This is a genomic window from Nocardioides sp. WG-D5 (assembly GCF_054031175.1).
Genome location: NZ_CM132928.1, coordinates 2761531 through 2781290, shown reverse-complemented (window position 1 = coordinate 2781290; position 19760 = coordinate 2761531). Strand labels below are relative to the sequence as shown.

The following is a 19760-nucleotide window of genomic DNA, read 5'->3' as shown; positions in this document are numbered from 1 at the left end:
GGGGAGTGCTGAGCGTGGAGCGGACCCCTCCGGACAGGGCTCAAGTGCCTACGGATCAGAATGTTTGGGGTTCGAATCCCTACAGGCGCGCAGAACGAAACCGCCTCTGAATCAGCCGAAATGCTGGTCCGGAGGCGGTTGGCGTTTTACGCGGAGATGCGTCGCGCTGTCTCAAGCCGGCCAGGTCAGAGGGTCGAGCAGCAGATAGAAGCGGCGTCGCTTCGCATCCAGGGTGACCCCGTACAGGGCGGCGAACTCGTCGTCGGCCTGCTGTGCGATGACCTCATCGGGCCAGGTCTCGCGGGCGTTGGCCAGGAGCAGGGCGATGTCGGCGTACGGGTCCGCGACGCCGAGGCGGCCGAGGTCGATCAGCCCTGCGACGCGCATCGTGTCGGGGTCGATGAGGATGTTCGGCAGGCAGAGATCGCCGTGGCAGACGACTTGCTCGCCCTCCGACTGACGTACGCGCTGTGGCAGCTCGGCCTCGAGCTGGTCGAGGATCTGTGCCGGCGGAACATGCTGCATGGCGACGGGCAGGAAATCGGTCTGGACTAGGTTCTCGGCGACGGTCGTACGCGCCAGGGGCATCATCGACGAGAGTCCTCCGTCGAAGGGGCAGTCCGCCACAGGTAGCCCGTGCAGCTCACGTACGGTGGCTGCGATCCTCGGCCAGGCGCGCCGGAGTGCGGGGGCGTCGAGCTGGTCGGCCGGGACGCCGGGTACGGCACTGGTGATCAGGCACGCGCCGTCGTCGCTGGCTCGCCAATCGAGCACCGATGCGGTCGGGACGCCGGTCTCGCCGAGCCAGGCGACCCGGTCTCGCTCGGCGGTCAGGTCATCCCTGGCTGCGGTGGGGACGAGCTTCGCGTAGCGCCCACCGTCACGATCGTGAAGCACGACCGCGCCGGATTCGCCGGTCGTGACCGGCTCCCAGCTCCCGCCGTCGGCCGGCAGCAGTCCTGCGCGGACCGACGAGATGTCGACCGACATGGATCCATCATCTCTGCGCGGGCCACGCGGGGTCCAACAGTTTGCGGAGCTGTCCGCACCCTCCGCCGCGCCGGGGATCCTTATTACGTCAAGCAACTACACGCTAGCCTCGTTGGTATGGACGGTCGGCCAGCAGCTGGGGAGGTGGCTCCGCTGTCGCCCGAGGAGGAGACCGCCTGGCGTGCGCTGGGGCGGGCGGTCGTGGTGATTCCGCGGGTGCTCGATGCCGATCTCATGCAGTCGGAGGGCCTGAACCTCACCGAGTACACCGTGCTGATGAACCTGTCCGAGGCCCCCGAGCATTCGTTACGCATGAGTGAGCTCGCCAACTATGTGTCGATCTCGGTCAGCGGGCTGACCCGGGTCGTGGAGCGGTTGGAGCGGTCGGGTCTGGTCGAGCGGGTCCGTTCGACGGCCGACGGTCGCGGCCAGCTGGCGTGCTTGACCCCGGCCGGGCTGACGTGTCTCGAGAAGGCCTGGCCGGTGCATCTCGAGAGCGTGCGCCGCCACGTGATGGATCATCTCCAGGACGTCGATCTGGCCGCGTTCGCTGATGCGCTCGCGAGGATCGCTCAGGCCGAGGCCGGGCCGCCGGTTCGGCGCCGGTCGCCCCGCTGATCCTCGCGAACGAGCGTCGTCACGTCTCCTGTGCCCTGTCGCCGCCGGCCGCCAGGCGCATCAGGTCGGTGGAGAAGTCGACGTCGCTGATCGATTGAGGTGCGCCCTCGGCGTTGCCGCCGAACTGGTGTCGATGGCGGCCCCAGTTCTGCTCGGCGATCTGCGGGCCGGTCCCGTTGCGTACGAAGACGGCCAGCTCGCCGGCGGCTCGGGCGATCCGATCGCCGAGCTCTGGTGAGCTCCAGTCGTCGGGGGCGGCGTACAGGGATGTCGGCATCGGGATCGCCCGCAGGAACGCGAACAGTGGTCGGAGCTGCTCGTCGACGACCATGGCGTGCCGGTCAGTGCCTCCGGTGGCGGCCAGGATGACCGGCTTGGCGATCAGCAGATCGTTGTCGAGAAGGTCCACGAAGGACTTGAACAGTCCGCTGATCCCCGCCTTGTAGACCGGGGTGCTCGCGATGATCGCGTCGGCGTCGGCGAGGTTCTCGATGGCGGCGCTGACCTGTCGGCTCGGCATGCCTGAGACCAGCGCCTGGGCGACGTCGACCGCGATCGTCGACAGATCGATCGAACGGAACGTCGCCCGCAGGTCGTACGCGCTCAGGGCGTCGGCCGTGCGTTGGGCTGCTCGGTCGGCGAGGAGCCGGGTGGAGGACGGGTCGCTGACGCCGGCGGTGAGGACCGCGATGGTCACCTCGCTCATCACAGGGCCGCCGGGAACTGTGCAGCGATGTTCGGGTCGCTGTCGTGGTAGGGGGAGGGGCCGGACAGGTTGTCGCCACGATTCGGGTTCGGCCGGGGCTGGCGGGGTTCGCCGTCGCCGTACTTGGCGGCGACCAACGAGGCATGGGTCGGTGCCTCCGGGACGCCGGGTGCGCGGCGCGACGCCATCTCCTTGCGCAGGACCGGGACCACCTCGGTGCCGAGGATTTCGACCTGCTCCAGTGCGACCTCGACCGGGAGGCCGAGGCCGTCGACCGAGAAGAGCTGGCGCTGATAGTCGCCGAAGCCCTCCTGGAACGTCAGGGTCTTGTCGATGACCTCCTGGGGGCTGCCGACCGTCAGCGGCGTACCTGTCATCCAGTCCTCCAGCCTCGCTCCGCGGAAGATGGGGAAGGCCTCGAAGTACGGACGGAACCTCTCGACCGCGTCCTGCGACCGGCGGGCGATGAAGGCCTGGCCGCCGAGGCCGACGATCGCCTGCGCCGCGGTGCCGTGGCCGTAGTGCTCGAAGCGCTGGCGGTAGAGGTCGACGAGCGGTTTGAAGGCGAGATTGGGAGCGAGGATGTGGTTGGCGAAGAAGCCGTTGCCGTAGTACGCCGCCTGCTCGGCGATCTCCGGAGTCCGGATCGAGCCGTGCCAGACGAACGGCGGGACGTCGTCGAGAGGTCGCGGCGTCGCGGTGAACCCCTGCAGCGCGGTCCTGAACTTGCCCTCCCAGTCCACGACGTCCTCTCGCCAGAGCCGGTGGAGGAGGTTGTAGTTCTCCAGCGCCAGGGCAACGCCCTGGCGGATGTCCTTCCCGAACCAGGGATAGACCGGGACGGTGTTGCCCCGCCCGAGCATCACGTCGAGCCGGCCGCCTGCGAGGTGCTGGAGCATCGCGTAGTCCTCGGCGACCTTGACGGGGTCGTTGGTCGTCATCAGCGTCACCGACGTGCTGAGGATGATCCGCTCCGTGAGCGCCGCGATGTGACCGAGCAGCGTCGTGGGCGAGGAGGGGATGAACGGCGGGTTGTGGTGCTCGCCGATGGCGAAGACGTCCAGGCCCACCTCGTCAGCTCGCTGCGCGATGCGGACGAGGTTGCGGATGCGCTCCGCCTCGCTCTGGGTGTAGCCGGTGGTCGGGTCGCGGGTGACGTCCCCGACGCTGAAGATCCCGAACTGCATGCGTGGTCCTAACGATGGAAGGGAGTCTGCAGCTAATCTACTTGTGCGTGCAAACAAATAGATAGTAGCGTTGCGGGTGCTGGCACGTCGGCGCGCTGACCGACACCGACCCGAGACTTCGAGCAAGGACACGAGATGACAGACATCGACCTCGAGGTCATACATGCGCCTGAGCGCCTGCGCTACGAGGCGCGTGTGGATGGATCCGTGGTGGGGTTCGCGGAGTACATCCTCGCCACCGACCTGATCGTGTTCACCCACACCGAGGTCGACCCCGCCTACGAAGGGAAAGGCGTCGGCTCCGCGATCGCGAGGTTCGCGCTCGACGACGTCCGCGACGGCAGCCAGCGCAAGGTGATGCCGCTGTGCCCGTTCATCAAGGGCTGGATCGCGAACCACCGCGAGTACGTCCCGCTCGTGAAGCGTGTGCCCGCGTCGACGGCGAAGGACTGACCATGGCACGCAAGACCTACACCGGGCCAGTGGTCGACGTCTCCTTCGACGGGGATGTGTGCCAGCACGCGGCCGAGTGCGTACGTGGGATGCCCACCGTCTTCGACACCGCCGCGCGGCCATGGATCGACCCGGCCCGCGCCGATTCGGAGGGGACCGCTCAGATCTTGCGAGACGTGATCGGGCGCTGCCCCTCCGGCGCCCTTCTCGTTCTCGAGCATTCAGGAGAGGAATCATGAGTCACAGGATTTCCGGCACTGCGCCGGCGTACGGCGAGGTCCGGACGTGGTCGGCATGAAGATCACCGTGATCGGCCGCGGCAACATCGGCGGTGGACTGGCGGATCTGTGGGAGCGCGCCGGCCACGACGTGAACAGGCTCGGGCGGGCCGGTGGCGACGCCAGCGGCTCCGAAGCGGTTCTGCTCGCCGTACCGGGAGCCGCGGTGGAGGCAGCGCTGTCGTCGGTTGCCGGGCTCGAGGGCAAGACCGTGCTCGACGCCACCAACCTCTACGGCGGTGCCCGCCCGCCGGCCGGGTTCGCCTCCAACGCCGAGTACGTCAAGTCGGTCACCGGCGGCGCCACGGCCAAGGTGTTCAGCACCAACTTCGCCTCGCTGTTCGGCCGCGTCGCCGACGCCCGCGTACGACCGAGCAACCTGTGGTCCGGCGACGACCAGGCCGAGAGCGTCGTCGGTCAGCTGAGCCACGATGCCGGATACGAGGCGGTCCGCCTGGGCGACCTGAGCATGGCCGCCACCCAGGAGGGCCTCGCGGGTGCGATCTTCGCGATCTCGCAGTCCGGCCTCGGCGAGTTCGTCTACCGGATGGCTCCACCCGAACAGCTCTGACCTACGGGTCAGCCGTGGCGACCACGTCCAGGGCGTCGTCGGCGGAGGGATTCGTGACCCTCTCAGATCTGGTTCGCTCCGCCGTCGACATAGAGGTTCGAGCCGACGACGTAGCTGCTCTGCTCCGAGGCCAGGAACGCCACCACGGCGGCAGCCTCCTCGGGCCGACCCATGCGACCCTTGGCCACGGTCGCTTCGACGTGCTCCTTGATGGCCCGGGCGGTCTCCTCGTCGCCGAAGGCCGCGGTGCCGCCAGGGGTCTCGATCCACGCCGGCGAGACCACGTTGACGCGGATGCCGCGGTGCTTGAGCTCGGCGGACCAGGTCCGGGCGAACGAGCGCAGTGCCGCTTTCGACGCTGCGTACGCACCGAACGCCTCCATGCCACGGTCGGCCGCCGTGGAGCCGATCAGGATGACCGAGGCGCCGTCGTTGAGCAGTGGGAGCGCCTTCTGGACCGTGAACAGGGTGCCACGGGTGTTGATCCCGAAGATCTGGTCGAAGTGCTCCTCGGTGGTCTCCTCCAACGTCACGAACGTGCCGACCGCCGCGTTCGCCACGAGCACGTCCAGACCTCTCCCGCGGGCTCGGACCGCGTCGTAGAGCCGGTCGAGGTCGGCCAGCTCGGAGATGTCGCCGGTCACGCCCGTCGCCCGCTCCGGTCCGATGGCCGTGACGGCCGCCTCCAGCTCTGCCTCTCGCCGCCCGGTGACGAAGACGTACGCTCCTTCGTCCGCCAGCCGCAGTGCGGTGGCGAGACCGATTCCGCTGCTGCCGCCGGTGACCACCGCGGTCTTGCCGTCCAACTGTCCGATGTGGCTCTTCTCCATCGCTTCTCTCTCGATTCGTGTGCAGGTGATCTACCTACGAGATCGATACTGCGTCCGCTTCGGAGTAATATCCATAATTCAGAGTCCGCCATTCTTTATCGATCGTCCAGGAGGCGACCTCGATGATCGGCTTTCGGGATCCCGTGGCTGACGCGATCGGACTGCTCAGGCCCCACACGGTGATCGGCCCCAGCCTTCGGGCCGTCGGTGAGTGGGCGTTGAGCTTCGACGCGTTCCTGCACGTGCGGATCGGCGGCCTCGTACGCGGCGAGTGCTGGCTGATCCTCGACGGGCGCGAGCCGGTGCTCCTGCAGGAAGGTGACACCTTCATGCTGGGCAACCCGCCACCGTACGTCCTGGCGAGCTCGCCCGACGCCGGCCGGCGACCAGAGGAGGCGGAGGCGGTGTGGGCGGGCGCCGAGGACGGGTTCGTCCGGATCGGTCCGGAGTCCGAGGACGATCTCTACCTCTGCGCCGGACACATCGGGTTCGACGAGGAGAACGCGGCCCTGCTGACCGATCTCCTCCCGACGCTCGTGATCGTCCGGGCGGGCGATCCTCACGGAGCGCGGCTCGCGCAGCTGATCGAGCACCTGGCCACCGAGGTGGGGATGGTCGCCGCCGGCGGACCGCTGGTGCAGAACCACCTCGCGCAGGTCCTGCTCGTGCACATGCTGCGCGCTCACGCCGATCAGGCCGGCTGGGCCCGTGGCTGGCTGGGCGCCCTGAACGACGACGGCATCGGGGCCGCCCTGCGCGCCGTACACTCGGACCTGGCCCACTCCTGGAGCCTTCAGGAGCTCGCCGACATCAGCCACATGTCGCGCTCCGCGTTCGCCCAGGCGTTCAAGGCGCACGTCGGGGTTCCGCCCTTGGAGTACCTCATCAACTGGCGCATGAGCCTGGCTCGCGATGCCCTCGCTCGCGACACACTGTCGATCTCCGACCTCGCACGAGCCACCGGCTACCAGTCGGAGAGTGCGTTCAGCACCGCGTTCCGCCGCGTGGTCGGCTCATCGCCCTCCAAGTTCCGTGCCGAGGCCCGCCGGCGCGCAGTCAGCGGTACGCGCCAACCCGCCTGACGATCGCCCCCATAATGTCCCGGTGACCCTTCCCCAGACCCTCGGGCGCCTGCGCCAGGTCAAGCCCCTCGGTTCCGGCGGCTTCGCGGAGGTGTGGCTCTATCACGACCCGGACCTCGACTCGCCTGTCGCGGTGAAGGTGCTCAGTGCGCAGTGGACCCAGGCGGCCGACATCCGGGAGCGGTTCCTGCAGGAGGCCCGGTTCCTCCGGTCGGTCGACTCGAGCCATGTCGTGTCGGTCCATGACATCGGCGAGACTCCGGAGGGTGCGCCCTACTTCGTGATGGCGTACGCCGACGCGGGCAGCGTCGCGGAGCTGATCGCCCAGCACCCGCAGGGCATGCCGCCGCAGCTGGTGGCCGATCTGGTGGCCCAGGCCGCATCCGGTCTCGATGCGCTGCACGTGCGCTCGGTCATCCACCGCGACGTGAAGCCGGCCAACATCCTGCTGGCCGGCGGGTCCGACGGCAGGCTGCGTGCGATGGTCGCCGACCTCGGCGTCGCACGTGCGCTCGACCAGCACACCGAGGTGACCAGGCAGATCGGGACGCCCGCCTACATGGCGCCCGAGCAGTTCGACGAGACGCTGCCGATCGACCATCGTGCCGACGTACGCAGCCTGGGTGCGGTCGCCTGGGCGATGTTCGCCGGCCGCTCGCCCGCGCCGGCGCTGACGGTCGTCTCCCGGGTCCCCGAGCTCGGCTCGGTCGCGCCCGTGCCGGCCACGGTGTCGGCGGTGATCATGCGCGCCCTCGAGCCGCGGGCCGAGGACCGCTGGCCGGACGCGGGCAGCTTCGCCGCGGCACTCACCGCTGCCGCCGAGGGACGGGCGGTCGCCGTACCTCCTCCTGCGGATGCTCAGACCGTGCTCCGTTCGCCGGGTCCGCCCCCGCAGCCGGCGCGCCGCCGCCGCAACGCAGTCCTCGTCGCGGCCGCCGTCGGTGCCGCGCTGGTGCTGGGCGGCGCCGCGACCTGGTTCGTGGTGCGTGGCGGCCCGGCCGAGGTGCCGGCTGACGGCGGGGAGACCGCCGCGGGGCAGCCGGTCAGCGGAGCGGAGACCGCGGCTGTACGGTTCGTCGACGCGCTCCAGGCCGGTGACTGCGAGGCCGCGGGTCTCTACATGCCCGACCTCGACGACCCGGCCGCGTGGGACTGCACCGATGACGCCAACGGTGGCGACGGCTTCTACTTCCACATCCTCGAAGACCTCGACGCCGGCGGCGAGAGGCGGGTCGAGGACCTCGGGGACGGGCTCTTCCGAGTGGTCTGGGTCGATCAGGGCTACGTCAACATGCAGCGCCAGGAGGACACCCTTTTCAAGGTGCAGCAGGTCGTCTGCTGCTAGGTCCGGGCGACCGCGGGCAGGCTGAGCAGGACGAAGGCGCCGGTGGCGGTGAGGGTTCGCAGGGTGTGGAAGATCAGCCACGGCCTCTCGAACGCGGCGACCGTGCCGCCGTTCGCCAGGGCGTCGTTCAGCGGCAGGTTCGCTGCGAAGGTGATGACGACGGCGGCGACGGCCAGGCAGGCGGCAGTGACGGAGAGCGGCGTCCGGTGCCAGCCGAGGAGGATCAGGGCGAAGAGCGGGGCACCGAGGAAGAAGGCCAGGAACACCGGGTTGACGATGACCACGTTGAGCCGGTTCATGACCCGTGCGTAGACCTCGTCGGGCTGGCCGTGCAGCGCGGGCATGAACGCCACGAGGAAGGCGATGTAGATCCCGGCGGTGACGCCGTTGAGCAGTCTCGCGCTCGTGAGCACGACCTCGCTCATCAGTGCTCACCCCGGTGGAGATCGTCGACGCCTCGCGCAGGACGGCCCAGGACCGACTCGACGTCGCGGGTCACGTAGGCGTTGCGTCCGTCGAGCACCTCCTCGAAGAGGTACGCCAGTCCGGCCGCGTCCGCTGCCGGCAACCCGGCGGCGATCAGAGTCGCGATGTAGTCCTCGGTCGGCACGGGGCGGTAGGTGACGGTCGGCCCGCCAATGGCCTGGGCGGCCTCTTCGAAGGTGACCAGCCGTGGTCCGGTGAGCTCCAGGACCCGGCCGACGTAGCCGGGGTCGAGCAGGGCCGCGACGGCGACCGCGGCGATGTCGTCGACGTCGACGAACGGCTCGGCGGCGGTGTGCTCGACCATGGTGAGCGACCCGGTGGCCAGCTCGTCCGTGAACACACCCTCGGTGAAGTTCTGCAGGAAGAAGGCCGAGCGCAGGATCGTCCAGTCGGCGCCCGAGGCCGTCATGGCCTTCTCAGCACGCTCGGCGCCGTCCTCCCCGCGACCGGAGAGCAGCACCAGCCGCGTGCAGCCCGCGGCGACCGCCTCGGCGGCGAACGCGCCGATGATCTCGTCCGCGTCCGGCAGACCGAGATCGGGCTGGAAGGTCAGGTAGGCCGACTCGCAGCCGGCGACGGCCTCGGCCCAGGTGGTCCGGTCGTGCCAGTCGAACCGCGGGGTGGAGTGTCGGGTGACGCCGCGTACGTCGTGGGCGAGGGCTCGGAGACGGTGGACGACGCGCTGGCCGGTCTTGCCGGTGGCGCCGGTGATGAGAGTTGTCATGCCCCTAATCTGCTCGCGCACGAGCGACGATGGAATACGTGCGACTCCAGGCAGGATGCGTTATCGTCTCACCATGTCGTCGCTGGATCTGCTGCTGGACGGTCCGCGGGCCCAGCGCGCGTTCCTGCTGAAGGCCGTCTTCGCCGGGGAGTGGTCGATCACGACCGAGGACGAGGCGCCGCTCTCGGTCATCGCGATCGCGCGCGGCGAGGCGGTCTTCACCGGCGGAGAGGGGCCGCAGGAGGTGGGCGCCGGTGACGTGATCGTGTGCCGCGGGCCGGCGAAATACGTCATCGCCGACTCGGCCGACCGCCCCACCGACATCCGGATCCTTCCCGGCCAGGTCTGCATCGACCCGAGCGGGGCGCTGCTGGACGAGGAGCTGGCGCTGGGCGTACGCACCTGGGGAAACAGCCGCTCGCCGGACTCGACCGTGATGCTGATCGGCACCTACGAGCGCGAGACGTCGGTCGGCTCGCTGCTGCTCTCCCGGCTGCCGACGAGTGTGGTGCTGCGCGGCTTCGACACCGCCGTCGTGGACCTGCTGTCGACGGAGCTGGTGCGGGACGAGGCCGGCCAGACGGCCCTGCTCGACCGGCTGCTGGACGTACTCGTGGTCAAGGCGGTGCGTGAGGTGCTCTCCGCCTCCCCTGCTCTTCCCGCCGACGACGCGGTGGCCGCGGTGCTGCGCGCGATGGAACAGCACCCCGAGCTGCCCTGGACGGTGGCGGGCCTCGGCGAACAGGTCGGCCTCTCCCGCGCCGCCCTGGCCCGGCGCTTCACCGAGCAGGTCGGCGAGCCGCCGCTGGCGTGCCTGACCCGGTGGCGGCTCGCCCTGGCAGCCGACCTGCTGGTCGGCACCGACATGACCTTGTCGGCGATCGCCGCCCGGGTCGGCTACGCCAGCCCGTTCGCCCTCAGTGCTGCCTTCAAGCGCCTCCACGGCACCTCGCCGGCCACCTTCCGGAGCCGCCACGCCGCCTGACGGCTACTCCTCGCGGAGGATCTTCGGCGGTCCCGCGGGAGTGGCCTCGCCGCGGTCCACGGCGGCGGAATGACTGGCGAGGGCGCGTTCGAGGAGCTCCATGAGCGGGGTCTCCTCGCGGGCGATCTGCAGGTACTTCGGGCCGAGGGCGACGATGATGTCGCGCTCGGCGAGGAGGGCGTTGTGGATGCGCTCGCGCTCGGCGGGGTCGGCGGTGTACTCCGAGTCGAGGTAGGCGGCGGCGTGCCGGCGGGCGTTGGCGATGGCGTTCTTCGCGCGGCCGCGCTTGCTGAAGAGGGAGGCGACGATGGTGACGACGAGTACGCCGAGGATGACGCTCAGGGACAGGCCGGTGCTGATCTCGACGACGTGCACGGGATCGCCGTCGTTGACGAACGGGATGTTGTTCTCGTGGAGCGCGTGCAGGATCAGCTTCACGCCGATGAAGGCGAGGATCGCGGCCAGGCCGTAGGACAGGAAGATGAGCCGGTCGAGCAGGCCGTCGAGCAGGAAGTAGAGCTGGCGCAGGCCCAGCAGCGAGAACGCCGTCGCGGTGAAGACGAGATAGACGTTCTGGGTGAGGCCGAAGATCGCCGGGATGGAGTCGAGGGCGAAGAGGATGTCGGTGCCGCCGATGGCCACCATCACCAGCAGCATCGGGGTCAGGATGCGCTTGCCGTCCTCGACCGTGAAGAGCTTGTCGCCGTCGTAGTGCTCGCTGACGTGGAACAGCCGCCGGGCCAGCCGGACGACGAAGTTCTCCCCGTGGGAGTCGTCGTCGGGCTTCAGCATGTTGCCGGCCGTCATCAGCAGGATCAGACCGAACAGGTAGAAGACCCAGGCGAAGGTGTTGATCAGCGCGGCGCCGACGAAGATGAATCCGGTGCGGGCGATCAGCGAGAACGTGATCCCGAAGAGGAGCACCTTCTGCTGGTCCTCGCGGGGCACCCGGAAGCTGGTCATGATGATCAGGAAGACGAACAGGTTGTCGACCGAGAGCGCCTTCTCGGTGATGTAGCCGGCGAAGTACTCCCCGCCCATCGTGCCGCCGCCGAAGACCAGCACGCCGATGCCGAACAGCAGCGCGATCGCGACGTAGATCGCCGACCACGTGGCCGCTTCCTTGAGCGTCGGCGTGTGGGCCTTGCGTACGTGGAAGATGTAGTCGAAACCGAGCAGACCGACGATCGCGACGACGGTGACCAGCCACACCCATGTCGGTGCGCCCATAGCGAGAACCCCCTGAGAGTCGACCCGAGAGTGGGATCTGCCTCAGCCTAGGCGGAGGTCCTCGGGATGGACAGCCCATCGATGATCTGCGGGAGCGCGTCGTCGAGAAGCCGGTCGGCCCGAGGGTCGTCGGGTCGGATCGTACGCATCGTGAGGCTGTGGAGGAATACGCCCATCATCGTCTGGGCGAGGAGGTCCGTCGGCATCGTGGAGGTGCGGTCGAGGCGGTCCAGGGCGAGCGCGACGACCTCGACGAGCTGCTCGCTGAGTGCCGTGAAGGTCGCCGAGCCGATCTCTCTCGCGTCGGGGTTGCGCAGACTCAGCAGCACGACCTCGCTCTGCAGGACGAACCAGCGGTCCTGCAGGGGGCGGACCGCGTCGAAGGCGGCTCCGATCAGCGATCCGCTCGACTCGGCGTCGCTGTGCTCCCCGACGGCGGTGCGTACGGCCTCGATCAGCCTCTGTGACTCCTCCTTGAACGCCTCGAGGAGCACCTCGTCGACGGTGTTGAAGTTGGAGTAGAAGGCGCCGCGTGTGTAGCCCGCGGCGCTGACCAGGTCGTCGACGGTGACCCGGCGCGCACCCCGCTCGACGAAGACGTCGACGGCGGCGGCCAGCAGTCGCGCGCGGGTGTTCGTACGTCGTCGGGGGGCCTTCACCTCGGTCATGTAGCCATCCTCACATACCCGGAAGATACATTTTTGTATTGAATGCATTATTGTATCGAACATGTCCTCCTACCTCTACCGGCTCGGCCGTCTGGTCGCGCGTCGCGCCAAGACCGTGCTGGCGCTCTGGCTCCTGCTCGCCGTGCTGCTGGGTGCGCTGACGATCTCGCTCGGCGGCAAGCTGCAGGACGACTTCACGATCCCGGGCACCGAGTCCCAGCAGGGGCTGGATGCGCTCACCCAGCGCTTCCCGGAGGTTTCCGGGACCTCGGCCCAGCTCGTCTTCGTCGCCCCCGAGGGCGAGAAGATCGAGGACCACCGCACGGAGGTCCGGGAGGTGCTCGCCGCGGTCGAGAAGGTCGACCACGTCGCGACGGTCACCGATCCTCTGGCGAAGGACAGCAGGACGGTCAGCGACAACGGCCGGGACGCACTGGCGACGGTGCAGTTCGACCTCGACCTGGACGAGCTCCCCGAGGGCGTGACCGAGGATCTGGAGAAGGCGGCGGAGCTGCCGTCGGGGTCGTCGCTGGAGCTGCACGTCGGCGGCGATGCGTACTCCGTCACCGGGGTGCACGTCAGTGCGACCGAGGGGATCGGGGTCCTCATCGCCCTGCTGGTCCTGGCGATCACGTTCGGGTCGCTGCTGGCCGCCGGTCTGCCGATCCTGACCGCGCTGCTCGGCGTCGGGATCGCGATGGCGGGGATCTTCTCGGTCGCCTCGGTCACCGACATCTCGGCGACCACCCCGACCCTCGCGCTGATGATCGGGCTCGCGGTCGGGATCGACTACGCGCTGTTCGTGATCGCCCGGCACCGCAGCCAGCTCGCTCACGGCCTGGAGGTGGAGGAGTCGATCGCCCGGGCGGTCGCCACCGCCGGCAGCGCGGTCATCTTCGCGGGTGTCACGGTCATCATCGCGCTGTGCGGCCTCGTCGTCGCGGGCATCCCGTTCCTCGCGGTCATGGGGTACGCAGCGGCCTCGGCCGTCCTGGTCGCCGTGCTCGTCGCGCTCACCGCCGTGCCGGCGCTGCTCGCGCTCGCGGGTGAGCGGCTCCGGCCGAAGCCCGGGTCTCGGGCCCACCGGCGTGAGGCTGTCGCGGAGGGACGGCCTCACGCCACCACTCTCGGGGCGCGCTGGGTACGGCTGGTGACCAAGGTGCCGGTCCTCACCGTCGTGGTCTCGCTGCTGGTCATCGCCGTCCTGGCGATCCCGGCGCGCGATCTCGCACTGGGCCTCAACGACAACGGCAGCGCCGATCCGGGGACGGCTCCGCGGGAGACGTACGACCTGATCAGCCGTGACTTCGGGCCCGGCTACAACGCACCGCTGTTCGTGACCGCGGACATCATCGACACCACCGACCCGATCGGGGTGATGGACTCCCTGGGCAAGGCGCTGGGCGGCTATGACGGGGTGCAGAAGGTCGCGCTGGCCACGCCGAACCGGACCGCCGACCTCGGGCTCGTGGTGATCTACCCGACCACCGAGAAGAGCGACCCCGCGACCGCCGCGCTGGTCAAGGAGATCCGCGCGGACTCGGCCGGCCTGGAGAAGCGGTTCGGGATCGAGGACGTCCGGGTCACCGGGCAGACCGCGGTCGCGATCGACGTCAGCGCACGGCTCTCCGGGGCGATCCTGCCCTTCGGGGCCGTCGTCGTCGGGCTCTCCCTGATCCTGCTGACCATCGTGTTCCGCTCGATCGCGGTCCCGCTGAAGGCGACGCTGGGCTACGTGCTGTCGGTGGCTGCCTCGTTCGGGGTGGTCGCCGCGGTCTTCGAGTGGGGCTGGGGCGCCGACCTGTTCAACGTCGCCAAGGTCGGACCGGTGATCGCGTTCTTCCCGATCATCCTGATGGGCGTGCTCTTCGGGCTCGCGATGGACTACGAGGTGTTCCTGGTCTCCCGGATGCGGGAGGACTTCGTGCACACCGGCGACGCCCGACGCTCCGTGGACACCGGGTTCGCCGCCAGCGCCCGCGTCGTCACCGCCGCGGCGGTCATCATGATCGGTGTCTTCGCGGCCTTCGTGCCCCACGGCGACCCGATCGTGAAGCCGATGGCTCTCGGGCTGACCGTGGGTGTCCTGGTGGACGCGTTCCTGGTGCGGATGACGCTGGTGCCGGCGGTGCTCGCCCTGCTCGGGCGGGGTGCCTGGTGGCTGCCGCGCTGGCTGGACCGGCGGCTGCCGGTCCTCGACATCGAGGGTGAGGCGCTCGTCCACCACCTCGAGCACGCCGACTACGTCGCAGCTCACGGCGAGGTCGCGGTGCGGGCGCACGAGGTCGAGGTGCCGGGGGCGCTCGCGCCGCTCACGCTCGACCTTCGCCCGAGTGGGCTCGCCATCGTCCACGGGTCCGACCCGGTGGCGCGCTCCGCTGCGCTCGCCGCGATCACCGGGCGGCTCGGGTTCTCCGGGCAGCTGGTCGTGCTCGACCGGCTGCTGCCGGAGGAGGCGGGAGCCGTCCGCGCCCGGGCCGCGCTCGTCGACGACGTCGCGGCCGCGCTCCGGCTCGGGGGTGCGCGCCGTGTCCCGGCGCTGGTCGCGATCGACAGCCCCACCACGCTCGACCCCGGTCAGCTCGCGGCCCTGTCCGCGCTGACCTCGCGGGGCACGACGGTGCTGCTCGGCATGCCGTCGCTGCCCGCCGTACCGCAGGTCGCGGACGCCCTCGCGTGCGCCGAGCCTGCCCGCGCGCTTCCTGCGCTCACCGACCCCGCGGCTTCGGCCGCCGATCTGGAGACAGTCCGATGACACGTACGAAATCATGGTGGGGCGCTCGCCGCCTGGTGGCCGCCGCGATCCTGCTGCCGGTCGTCGTGACGGCGCTCGCGCTCGTCGCGCTCGGCGACCGCGCCGACAACCTCGACAAGGTCCCCGCCGCGGTGGTGAACCTCGACAAGCCGGTGACGACGGGGAGCGGGAAGGACAAGCGGACGATCTACGCCGGGCGGGCGCTCGCCGCGGACCTGGTCTCCTCCTCGGGTTCCGGCTCGTCCGGGCCGACGCTCGGCTGGGAGCTCACCGACGAGGAGGACGCGCGCTCGGGCTACGCGGACGGGAAGTACGCCGCGGTCATCACGATCCCGGAGGATCTCTCCAAGACGCTGTCGGGGGTGCAGGGCAGCGACCCGAGCGCCGGCCGGGTGACCGTGGAGGCCTCCGACGCCTCCAGCGAGGTCACCGCCGAGATCGCCCGGCAGGTCGCGCGGCAGTCCGCGTCGACCCTGGGACGTACGGTCACGACCACCTACCTCGACGGTGTCCGGGACGAGACCGGGAAGCTCAAGACCAGCCTGACCGACGCCGCCGATGGTGCCGATCAGCTCGCCGACGGCACTGCTGCCGCCGACTCGGGTGCGGGGAAGGTCGCCGACGGTGCCCGCGCGCTCAGCTCCGGTGCCTCCGGCGCCGCCGACGGCGCCTCGCAGGTCGCCGGTGGCCTCGACTCGCTCGCCGGCGGGACCGCGCGGCTGGAGTCGGGTGCGGGATCGCTGGCGACCGGCGCGGGCAAGGCGTCGAAGGGTGCGTCCTCGCTGTCGGCCGGCGCCGACGAGCTCAGCAGCGGGCTCGACCGGCTGGAGAGGTCGACCGCGGAGCTCCCGTCGCAGACCTCGGCGCTCGCCACCGGTGCCGCGCAGGTGTCGGAGGGTGTGGACGGCTACACCCAGCTCGCCAAGGGCTGGGCACAGGCGTGCGCGAGCGACCCGGTGCTCGCGGCCTCCAAGCCCCAGCTGTGCGGCGCGACCGCGCAGGCGGTCGGCTCCGGAGGCGCGCAGGCCGACCAGCTCGCGGCCGGGGCGGACCAGGTGGCCTCGGGTGCCTCCGCGCTGTCGCAGGCGGCCCCCGAGCTGGCCGGCGGGATCTCGTCGGCGGCGGACGGTGCCGGGAAGTTCGCGTCCGGGGCGTCCCGGCTCGCTTCGGCCAACGCGCGTGTGGCCTCCGGGGCGCGGGAGCTCTCCGCCGGTGTCGGTGAGGCGAACGACGGCGCCACCGAGCTGGCCTCCGGGGCCGACCAGCTGGCGTCGGGGACCAAGCAGCTCGAGGACGGCTCGGCGTCGCTGGCCACCGGGGCCGACGACCTCTCCTCCGGGACATCCTCGCTGAACGAAGGTGCCTCCTCGCTGGCGTCTGGTCTCGACGACGGCGCCTCGCAGATCGCGGTCCCCGGTGAGAAGCAGGCCGAGGTCGTCGCCGACCCGGTGCAGGTCTCGGTCGCGTCCGCGGCGTCGACCTCGGGAGCGACCCGGCTGGCGCCGGCGGTGATCGCGCTGGCGCTGTGGCTCGGGGCGTTCACCGTCTACCTGCTCCGTCCGGCCTTCCCCGCCAAGCGGCTGCGCGAGGCTCTCACGGCACGCCGGCTCGCCTTCGTCGGGCTGTGGCCGGCGGCCCTGATCGGGCTGGTGCAGGCGGCGCTCCTCGTCGGAGCGGCCCGTCTACTCGGCGCGGATCTCGCGGAGCCGGTCGCCACGGTCGGGGTCGCGGTCCTTGCCGCCGTGGCGTTCGTCGCTCTCCATCAGGCCGTCGTCGCGCTCGCCGGCCAGCGTCGCGGCTGGCTGATCTCGCTCGCCTTCCTCGCCTTGCAGCTGGTCTCCCTCGGCGGGCTGCTGCCGGTCGCCACGGCGTCCGCGCCCTTCGGTGCGCTCGCGGGCATCCTGCCGGTCCCGCTCGCCGCCGAGGCGTTGCGCGGGGTCGTGGTCGCGCAGAGCGGTGCCGCGGTCGGTGCGCCGGTCGGGGGACTGGTCCTCTGGCTCCTGCTCGCGGTGGCGGTCAGCATCTTCGCGGCGGGTCGGGCGCAGCGTACGTCTGTGGCGGAGATCCGCGGGGTTGCGGCGGCCTGCTGAGCGGGGGCCGCACGTGTAACACGTCGTTCGTAGCACTATCCGGTCGTTCTGATAGGGCGAGAAGTACTACGAACGACGTGTTACAGCTCGTCTACAGCTCGGCGCGACCGATCAGAGCGAGGTGTCGTGCAGCACGATGTGCTCGTCGAGCGGGGCGCGGCCCATCGCGACGCGGTTGACCGGGGCCTCGGGGTCGGCGGTGCCGAAGGAGATGCCGTAGAGCAGCTTGAGGTCGGCCGGGAGGCCGAGGTGGGCGCGGACGGCGTCGGCGAACAGGCCGTGCATGCCCTGCGGGACACCGTGGTAGCCGCGGGCGGTGAGGGAGAGCAGGAAGTTCTGGGCGTACATGCCGACGTCGTTGGCCGCGCGTACGACATCGCCGAGCTCCGGCACGAAGAGCAGGGCGACGTGGGGCGCACCGTAGAAGCGGAGGTTCTCGGCGACGGCCTTGGTGCGCCCGTCGGCGTCGTCGCGAGCGATGCCCATGGCGCCGTAGAGGGCGGCCCCGGCACGCTGCGACCGCTGGACGTGGACGCTGTCGTCGTCTCCGTACGTCGTGGTGAAGTCGGGGCTCATCTGGCCGGCCTCGAACGCCTTGAGCATCGCGTTGCTGAGCTGGTCGCGGGCCTCGCCGGAGAAGACGTGGACCTCCCAGGGCTGGGTGTTGCTGTGCGACGGGGCGCGCTGGGCGTCCTCGAGCACACCGCGGATGTCGTCGGCGGGCACCGGGTCGGGCAGGAAGGCCCGCGCGGAGCGGCGGGACCGGATCACGTCCGTGAAGTTGTCGACGGCGGTCGTGCTCACAGGAAGGGTTCCTCTCAGGTCTGCCGAGGACTGATGGCCTCGGTCCACTCCTGAGGCAATACGGAGGGACTCTCCGGTATTCCGAGGGTGGAACGAACGTGGCCCATCACACATCTCCGGGTCCTACCCGGTTCGGGTGATACCCGAGGGCCGGACAGAGGCCTTTACCGGGTCGCGTCGAAGACTCGAGGTCCGACCTATCTGAGGGGGAAACCCATGATCCGAAAGCTCGTCTGTGCGGTCGCGGCGGGGGTCGCCGCGGCGGCGCTCTGGTCGATGCCGGCCTCGGCTGCACCTCTGCTGCAGCTCTCCGGCGCGATCTTCACCACCGACGTCTCCGGCGCGCCTGTCAACCTCAACCACTACGCCGCCAAGCAGGACGTCTATCTCAACGGTGGTCCCGGCATCAACGCGCCCGATGACGCCGCCGGTCTGCCTGCCGGGATCTACGCCTTCCAGGTGACCGACCCGTCCGGCAAGACGCTGCTCTCCACCGACGCCGTCGAGTGCCGCCTGGTCGAGGTCGACGAAAGCGGCCGTTTCGTCAGCGTCGCACCCAGCGGCGGATGTGCGCACGCGACCGGCACCGACGCGGAGGACGGCGGCATCACCGTTCAGCTGTTCCCCTACCTCGACACCCCGAACAACGGTGGCGAGTACAAGGTCTGGCTGACGCCGTACGCCGCGCTCGACTCCACCGCGCCCGGCAACCGGCACGGCTTCGTCCCGTCCGACAGCAAGACCGACAACTTCAAGGTCCGGGCCCGGGCGATCGTCGAGATCGACACCCGGTTCTCGCGGCACGGCGGGCCGTTCATCGACGGTCTGGCAGCCGAGTGGACCGACACCCTGGGTGCGCACAACGTGAAGTACTCCGAGTACAACCCGGCGGTCCTCGCGTTCCACGAGGCGCACGTCGAGGCCGCGGAGGCGGGGTTGCACAAGATCACCGTGAGTGACCAGGCCGGCTGCGAGATCGATGACGTGCACTACGCCGGGCAGACCTTCCTGCCCGACGCGAGCGGCACGGTCACCGTTCCGGTGCTGGTCAAGAAGCACATGAGCGGAGAGCACACCTACTGGGTGGACGTGCACTGCGTCTGAGGCATCTGCCTCTGACTCTCAACCGGTCACCGTGACCATCAACCTAGCATTTGCTTGGTAGGCGCTCTAGACTGCCGGACATGGCAGTCGAGATCGACTTCAGCGGCAAGGTGGTCGCGGTGACCGGTGGCGCCCGCGGGGTGGGCGCCGGGATCGTCGCGCGGTTCCTCGAGGCCGGCGCGGAGGTCGAGATCTGCGGCCGGACGGCTCCGGCCGAGCTTCCCGTGATCGACGGGCGCAAGCCGGTCTTCTCCCAGGTCGACGTCCGGGATCCCGAGCAGGTCGCGGCGTGGATCGCCGCCATCACCTCACGGCTCGGGCGGCTCGACGTGGTCGTGAACAACGCCGGTGGCGCGCCCTACGCCGACTTCGCGACCGCGTCGCCGCGCTTCCACGAGAAGATCTCGGCGATCAACTTCCTGGCCACCGCCTACGTCTGCCAGGCGGCGTACGAGGCGCTGAAGGCCTCCCGCGGGTCCATCGTCAACATCAGCTCGATCTCGGCACGGCGGCCCAGCCCCGGGACCGCGGTCTACGGTGCGGCGAAGGCGGCCGTGGAGAGCCTGACCGGGTCGATCGCGGTCGAGTGGGCTCCGGACGTACGCGTCAACGCCATCTCCTGCGGGATCGTCGCGACCCCGGGGTCCGAGGACCACTACGGCAGCCCGGAGCAGCGGGCCGCGGTGGCCGCGACCATCCCGCGCGGCGTCTTCGGGACCCCCGAAGAGATCGGCGACGCCTGCCTGATGCTCGCCTCCCCGCTCGCCACGCACATCACCGGTGCGGTCCTCGCCGTCGACGGCGGCGGGGAGTGGCCCGCCTTCCTCCAGCACACCCCCAACTCCTGAGGAGAA

The 19760-nt window shown here is 70.1% G+C and carries 20 protein-coding genes; 11 read left to right on the top strand and 9 right to left on the bottom strand.

Annotated elements, in window-relative coordinates; genetic code table 11:
- Positions 1 to 171 precede the first annotated feature (171 nt).
- On the bottom strand, positions 172 to 990 hold the full coding sequence (locus ACWZJV_RS13490; RefSeq protein ID WP_457181806.1) for an APH(3'') family aminoglycoside O-phosphotransferase: 819 nt from the start codon (positions 988 to 990) through the stop codon (positions 172 to 174).
- 117 nt (positions 991 to 1107) lie between these two features.
- On the opposite strand from ACWZJV_RS13490, the gene ACWZJV_RS13485 reads away from it, so the two are divergent.
- Complete coding sequence (locus tag ACWZJV_RS13485) at positions 1108 to 1608, top strand: MarR family transcriptional regulator (protein WP_040754617.1); 501 nt, start codon at positions 1108 to 1110, stop codon at positions 1606 to 1608.
- Positions 1609 to 1627: 19 nt separating this feature from the next.
- Here the strand turns inward: ACWZJV_RS13485 and ACWZJV_RS13480 are convergent, their stop codons facing one another.
- Together ACWZJV_RS13480 and ACWZJV_RS13475 are read right to left on the bottom strand one after the other, a co-directional pair.
- The gene (locus ACWZJV_RS13480; RefSeq protein WP_231380485.1) at positions 1628 to 2314 is read right to left on the bottom strand and encodes a CE1759 family FMN reductase; all 687 of its coding nucleotides are present in this window, start codon (positions 2312 to 2314) and stop codon (positions 1628 to 1630) included.
- Positions 2314 to 3501, bottom strand: a complete 1188-nt coding sequence (locus tag ACWZJV_RS13475; RefSeq protein ID WP_008355222.1) for a CE1758 family FMN-dependent luciferase-like monooxygenase — start codon at positions 3499 to 3501, stop codon at positions 2314 to 2316. The genes ACWZJV_RS13480 and ACWZJV_RS13475 overlap by 1 nt, the downstream gene beginning before the upstream one ends.
- Positions 3502 to 3636: 135 nt before the next feature.
- On the opposite strand from ACWZJV_RS13475, the gene ACWZJV_RS13470 reads away from it, so the two are divergent.
- The 3 genes from ACWZJV_RS13470 to ACWZJV_RS13460 are packed head-to-tail and all read left to right on the top strand — an operon-like array spanning position 3637 to position 4803.
- A complete protein-coding gene (locus ACWZJV_RS13470; protein WP_457181805.1) occupies positions 3637 to 3954 on the top strand; it encodes a GNAT family N-acetyltransferase in 318 nt (105 codons plus the stop codon).
- Positions 3955 to 3956: 2 nt separating this feature from the next.
- Positions 3957 to 4193 carry a (4Fe-4S)-binding protein gene (locus tag ACWZJV_RS13465; RefSeq protein ID WP_008355218.1) on the top strand — a complete coding sequence of 79 codons (237 nt, stop codon included), beginning with the start codon at positions 3957 to 3959 and terminating at the stop codon, positions 4191 to 4193.
- Positions 4194 to 4248: 55 nt separating this feature from the next.
- Positions 4249 to 4803, top strand: a complete 555-nt coding sequence (locus ACWZJV_RS13460; RefSeq protein WP_040754821.1) for a hypothetical protein — start codon at positions 4249 to 4251, stop codon at positions 4801 to 4803.
- Between the two features lie 62 nt (positions 4804 to 4865).
- Here ACWZJV_RS13460 and ACWZJV_RS13455 read toward each other — a convergent pair whose 3' ends face one another.
- Positions 4866 to 5618, bottom strand: a complete 753-nt coding sequence (locus ACWZJV_RS13455; RefSeq protein WP_040754820.1) for an SDR family NAD(P)-dependent oxidoreductase — start codon at positions 5616 to 5618, stop codon at positions 4866 to 4868.
- A gap of 158 nt (positions 5619 to 5776) precedes the next feature.
- Between ACWZJV_RS13455 and ACWZJV_RS13450 the strand changes: the two genes are divergently transcribed.
- Positions 5777 to 6715 (top strand): AraC family transcriptional regulator, encoded by a 939-nt coding sequence (locus ACWZJV_RS13450; protein WP_457181804.1) that lies wholly within the window; start codon positions 5777 to 5779, stop codon positions 6713 to 6715.
- A gap of 22 nt (positions 6716 to 6737) precedes the next feature.
- Positions 6738 to 8060, top strand: a complete 1323-nt coding sequence (locus ACWZJV_RS13445) for a serine/threonine-protein kinase (protein ID WP_457181803.1) — start codon at positions 6738 to 6740, stop codon at positions 8058 to 8060.
- On the opposite strand, the gene ACWZJV_RS13440 is transcribed toward ACWZJV_RS13445, so the two are convergent.
- Together ACWZJV_RS13440 and ACWZJV_RS13435 are read right to left on the bottom strand one after the other, a co-directional pair.
- Positions 8057 to 8485 carry an anthrone oxygenase family protein gene (locus tag ACWZJV_RS13440; protein WP_457181802.1) on the bottom strand — a complete coding sequence of 143 codons (429 nt, stop codon included), beginning with the start codon at positions 8483 to 8485 and terminating at the stop codon, positions 8057 to 8059. The genes ACWZJV_RS13445 and ACWZJV_RS13440 overlap by 4 nt on opposite strands.
- Positions 8485 to 9270 carry an NAD(P)H-binding protein gene (locus ACWZJV_RS13435; RefSeq protein ID WP_457181801.1) on the bottom strand — a complete coding sequence of 262 codons (786 nt, stop codon included), beginning with the start codon at positions 9268 to 9270 and terminating at the stop codon, positions 8485 to 8487. Before ACWZJV_RS13435 ends, ACWZJV_RS13440 begins: the two co-directional genes overlap by 1 nt.
- Before the next feature lie 73 nt (positions 9271 to 9343).
- Here ACWZJV_RS13435 and ACWZJV_RS13430 point away from each other — a divergent pair, with 73 nt between their 5' ends.
- Positions 9344 to 10255: a cupin domain-containing protein gene (locus tag ACWZJV_RS13430; protein ID WP_457181800.1), complete on the top strand. Its 912-nt coding sequence runs from the start codon at positions 9344 to 9346 to the stop codon at positions 10253 to 10255.
- Positions 10256 to 10258: 3 nt separating this feature from the next.
- Here the strand turns inward: ACWZJV_RS13430 and ACWZJV_RS13425 are convergent, their stop codons facing one another.
- Both ACWZJV_RS13425 and ACWZJV_RS13420 read right to left on the bottom strand, forming a co-directional pair.
- Positions 10259 to 11485 (bottom strand): TerC family protein, encoded by a 1227-nt coding sequence (locus ACWZJV_RS13425; protein ID WP_008355202.1) that lies wholly within the window; start codon positions 11483 to 11485, stop codon positions 10259 to 10261.
- Positions 11486 to 11532: 47 nt separating this feature from the next.
- The gene (locus tag ACWZJV_RS13420; RefSeq protein WP_457181799.1) at positions 11533 to 12153 is read right to left on the bottom strand and encodes a TetR/AcrR family transcriptional regulator; all 621 of its coding nucleotides are present in this window, start codon (positions 12151 to 12153) and stop codon (positions 11533 to 11535) included.
- 61 nt (positions 12154 to 12214) lie between these two features.
- Here ACWZJV_RS13420 and ACWZJV_RS13415 point away from each other — a divergent pair, with 61 nt between their 5' ends.
- Both ACWZJV_RS13415 and ACWZJV_RS13410 read left to right on the top strand, forming a co-directional pair.
- On the top strand, positions 12215 to 14908 hold the full coding sequence (locus tag ACWZJV_RS13415) for an MMPL family transporter (protein WP_457181798.1): 2694 nt from the start codon (positions 12215 to 12217) through the stop codon (positions 14906 to 14908).
- Positions 14905 to 16998 (top strand): YhgE/Pip family protein, encoded by a 2094-nt coding sequence (locus tag ACWZJV_RS13410; protein WP_457181797.1) that lies wholly within the window; start codon positions 14905 to 14907, stop codon positions 16996 to 16998. The genes ACWZJV_RS13415 and ACWZJV_RS13410 overlap by 4 nt, the downstream gene beginning before the upstream one ends.
- A 111-nt stretch (positions 16999 to 17109) precedes the next feature.
- Here the strand turns inward: ACWZJV_RS13410 and ACWZJV_RS13405 are convergent, their stop codons facing one another.
- Entirely contained in the window at positions 17110 to 17802 is a 693-nt protein-coding gene (locus ACWZJV_RS13405) for a nitroreductase (protein ID WP_008355195.1), read from the bottom strand.
- Positions 17803 to 18018: 216 nt separating this feature from the next.
- Here ACWZJV_RS13405 and ACWZJV_RS13400 point away from each other — a divergent pair, with 216 nt between their 5' ends.
- Positions 18019 to 18906, top strand: a complete 888-nt coding sequence (locus tag ACWZJV_RS13400) for a hypothetical protein (RefSeq protein WP_457181796.1) — start codon at positions 18019 to 18021, stop codon at positions 18904 to 18906.
- 80 nt (positions 18907 to 18986) lie between these two features.
- Entirely contained in the window at positions 18987 to 19754 is a 768-nt protein-coding gene (locus ACWZJV_RS13395) for an SDR family oxidoreductase (protein WP_457181795.1), read from the top strand.
- Positions 19755 to 19760: the final 6 nt, after the last annotated feature.

Bases quoted from the DNA above. Each gene is read 5' to 3' on its own strand.
- ACWZJV_RS13415 (WP_457181798.1), top strand. From the start codon at position 12,215: ATGTCCTCCTACCTCTACCGGCTCGGCCGTCTGGTCGCGCGTCGCGCC.
- ACWZJV_RS13400 (WP_457181796.1), top strand. From the start codon at position 18,019: ATGATCCGAAAGCTCGTCTGTGCGGTCGCGGCGGGGGTCGCCGCGGCG.
- ACWZJV_RS13440 (WP_457181802.1), bottom strand. From the start codon at position 8,485: ATGAGCGAGGTCGTGCTCACGAGCGCGAGACTGCTCAACGGCGTCACC.
- ACWZJV_RS13475 (WP_008355222.1), bottom strand. From the start codon at position 3,501: ATGCAGTTCGGGATCTTCAGCGTCGGGGACGTCACCCGCGACCCGACC.
- ACWZJV_RS13465 (WP_008355218.1), top strand. From the start codon at position 3,957: ATGGCACGCAAGACCTACACCGGGCCAGTGGTCGACGTCTCCTTCGAC.
- ACWZJV_RS13420 (WP_457181799.1), bottom strand. From the start codon at position 12,153: ATGACCGAGGTGAAGGCCCCCCGACGACGTACGAACACCCGCGCGCGA.
- ACWZJV_RS13470 (WP_457181805.1), top strand. From the start codon at position 3,637: ATGACAGACATCGACCTCGAGGTCATACATGCGCCTGAGCGCCTGCGC.
- ACWZJV_RS13485 (WP_040754617.1), top strand. From the start codon at position 1,108: ATGGACGGTCGGCCAGCAGCTGGGGAGGTGGCTCCGCTGTCGCCCGAG.
- ACWZJV_RS13480 (WP_231380485.1), bottom strand. From the start codon at position 2,314: ATGAGCGAGGTGACCATCGCGGTCCTCACCGCCGGCGTCAGCGACCCG.
- ACWZJV_RS13430 (WP_457181800.1), top strand. From the start codon at position 9,344: ATGTCGTCGCTGGATCTGCTGCTGGACGGTCCGCGGGCCCAGCGCGCG.
- ACWZJV_RS13395 (WP_457181795.1), top strand. From the start codon at position 18,987: ATGGCAGTCGAGATCGACTTCAGCGGCAAGGTGGTCGCGGTGACCGGT.
- ACWZJV_RS13425 (WP_008355202.1), bottom strand. From the start codon at position 11,485: ATGGGCGCACCGACATGGGTGTGGCTGGTCACCGTCGTCGCGATCGTC.
- ACWZJV_RS13435 (WP_457181801.1), bottom strand. From the start codon at position 9,270: ATGACAACTCTCATCACCGGCGCCACCGGCAAGACCGGCCAGCGCGTC.
- ACWZJV_RS13490 (WP_457181806.1), bottom strand. From the start codon at position 990: ATGTCGGTCGACATCTCGTCGGTCCGCGCAGGACTGCTGCCGGCCGAC.
- ACWZJV_RS13410 (WP_457181797.1), top strand. From the start codon at position 14,905: ATGACACGTACGAAATCATGGTGGGGCGCTCGCCGCCTGGTGGCCGCC.
- ACWZJV_RS13460 (WP_040754821.1), top strand. From the start codon at position 4,249: ATGAAGATCACCGTGATCGGCCGCGGCAACATCGGCGGTGGACTGGCG.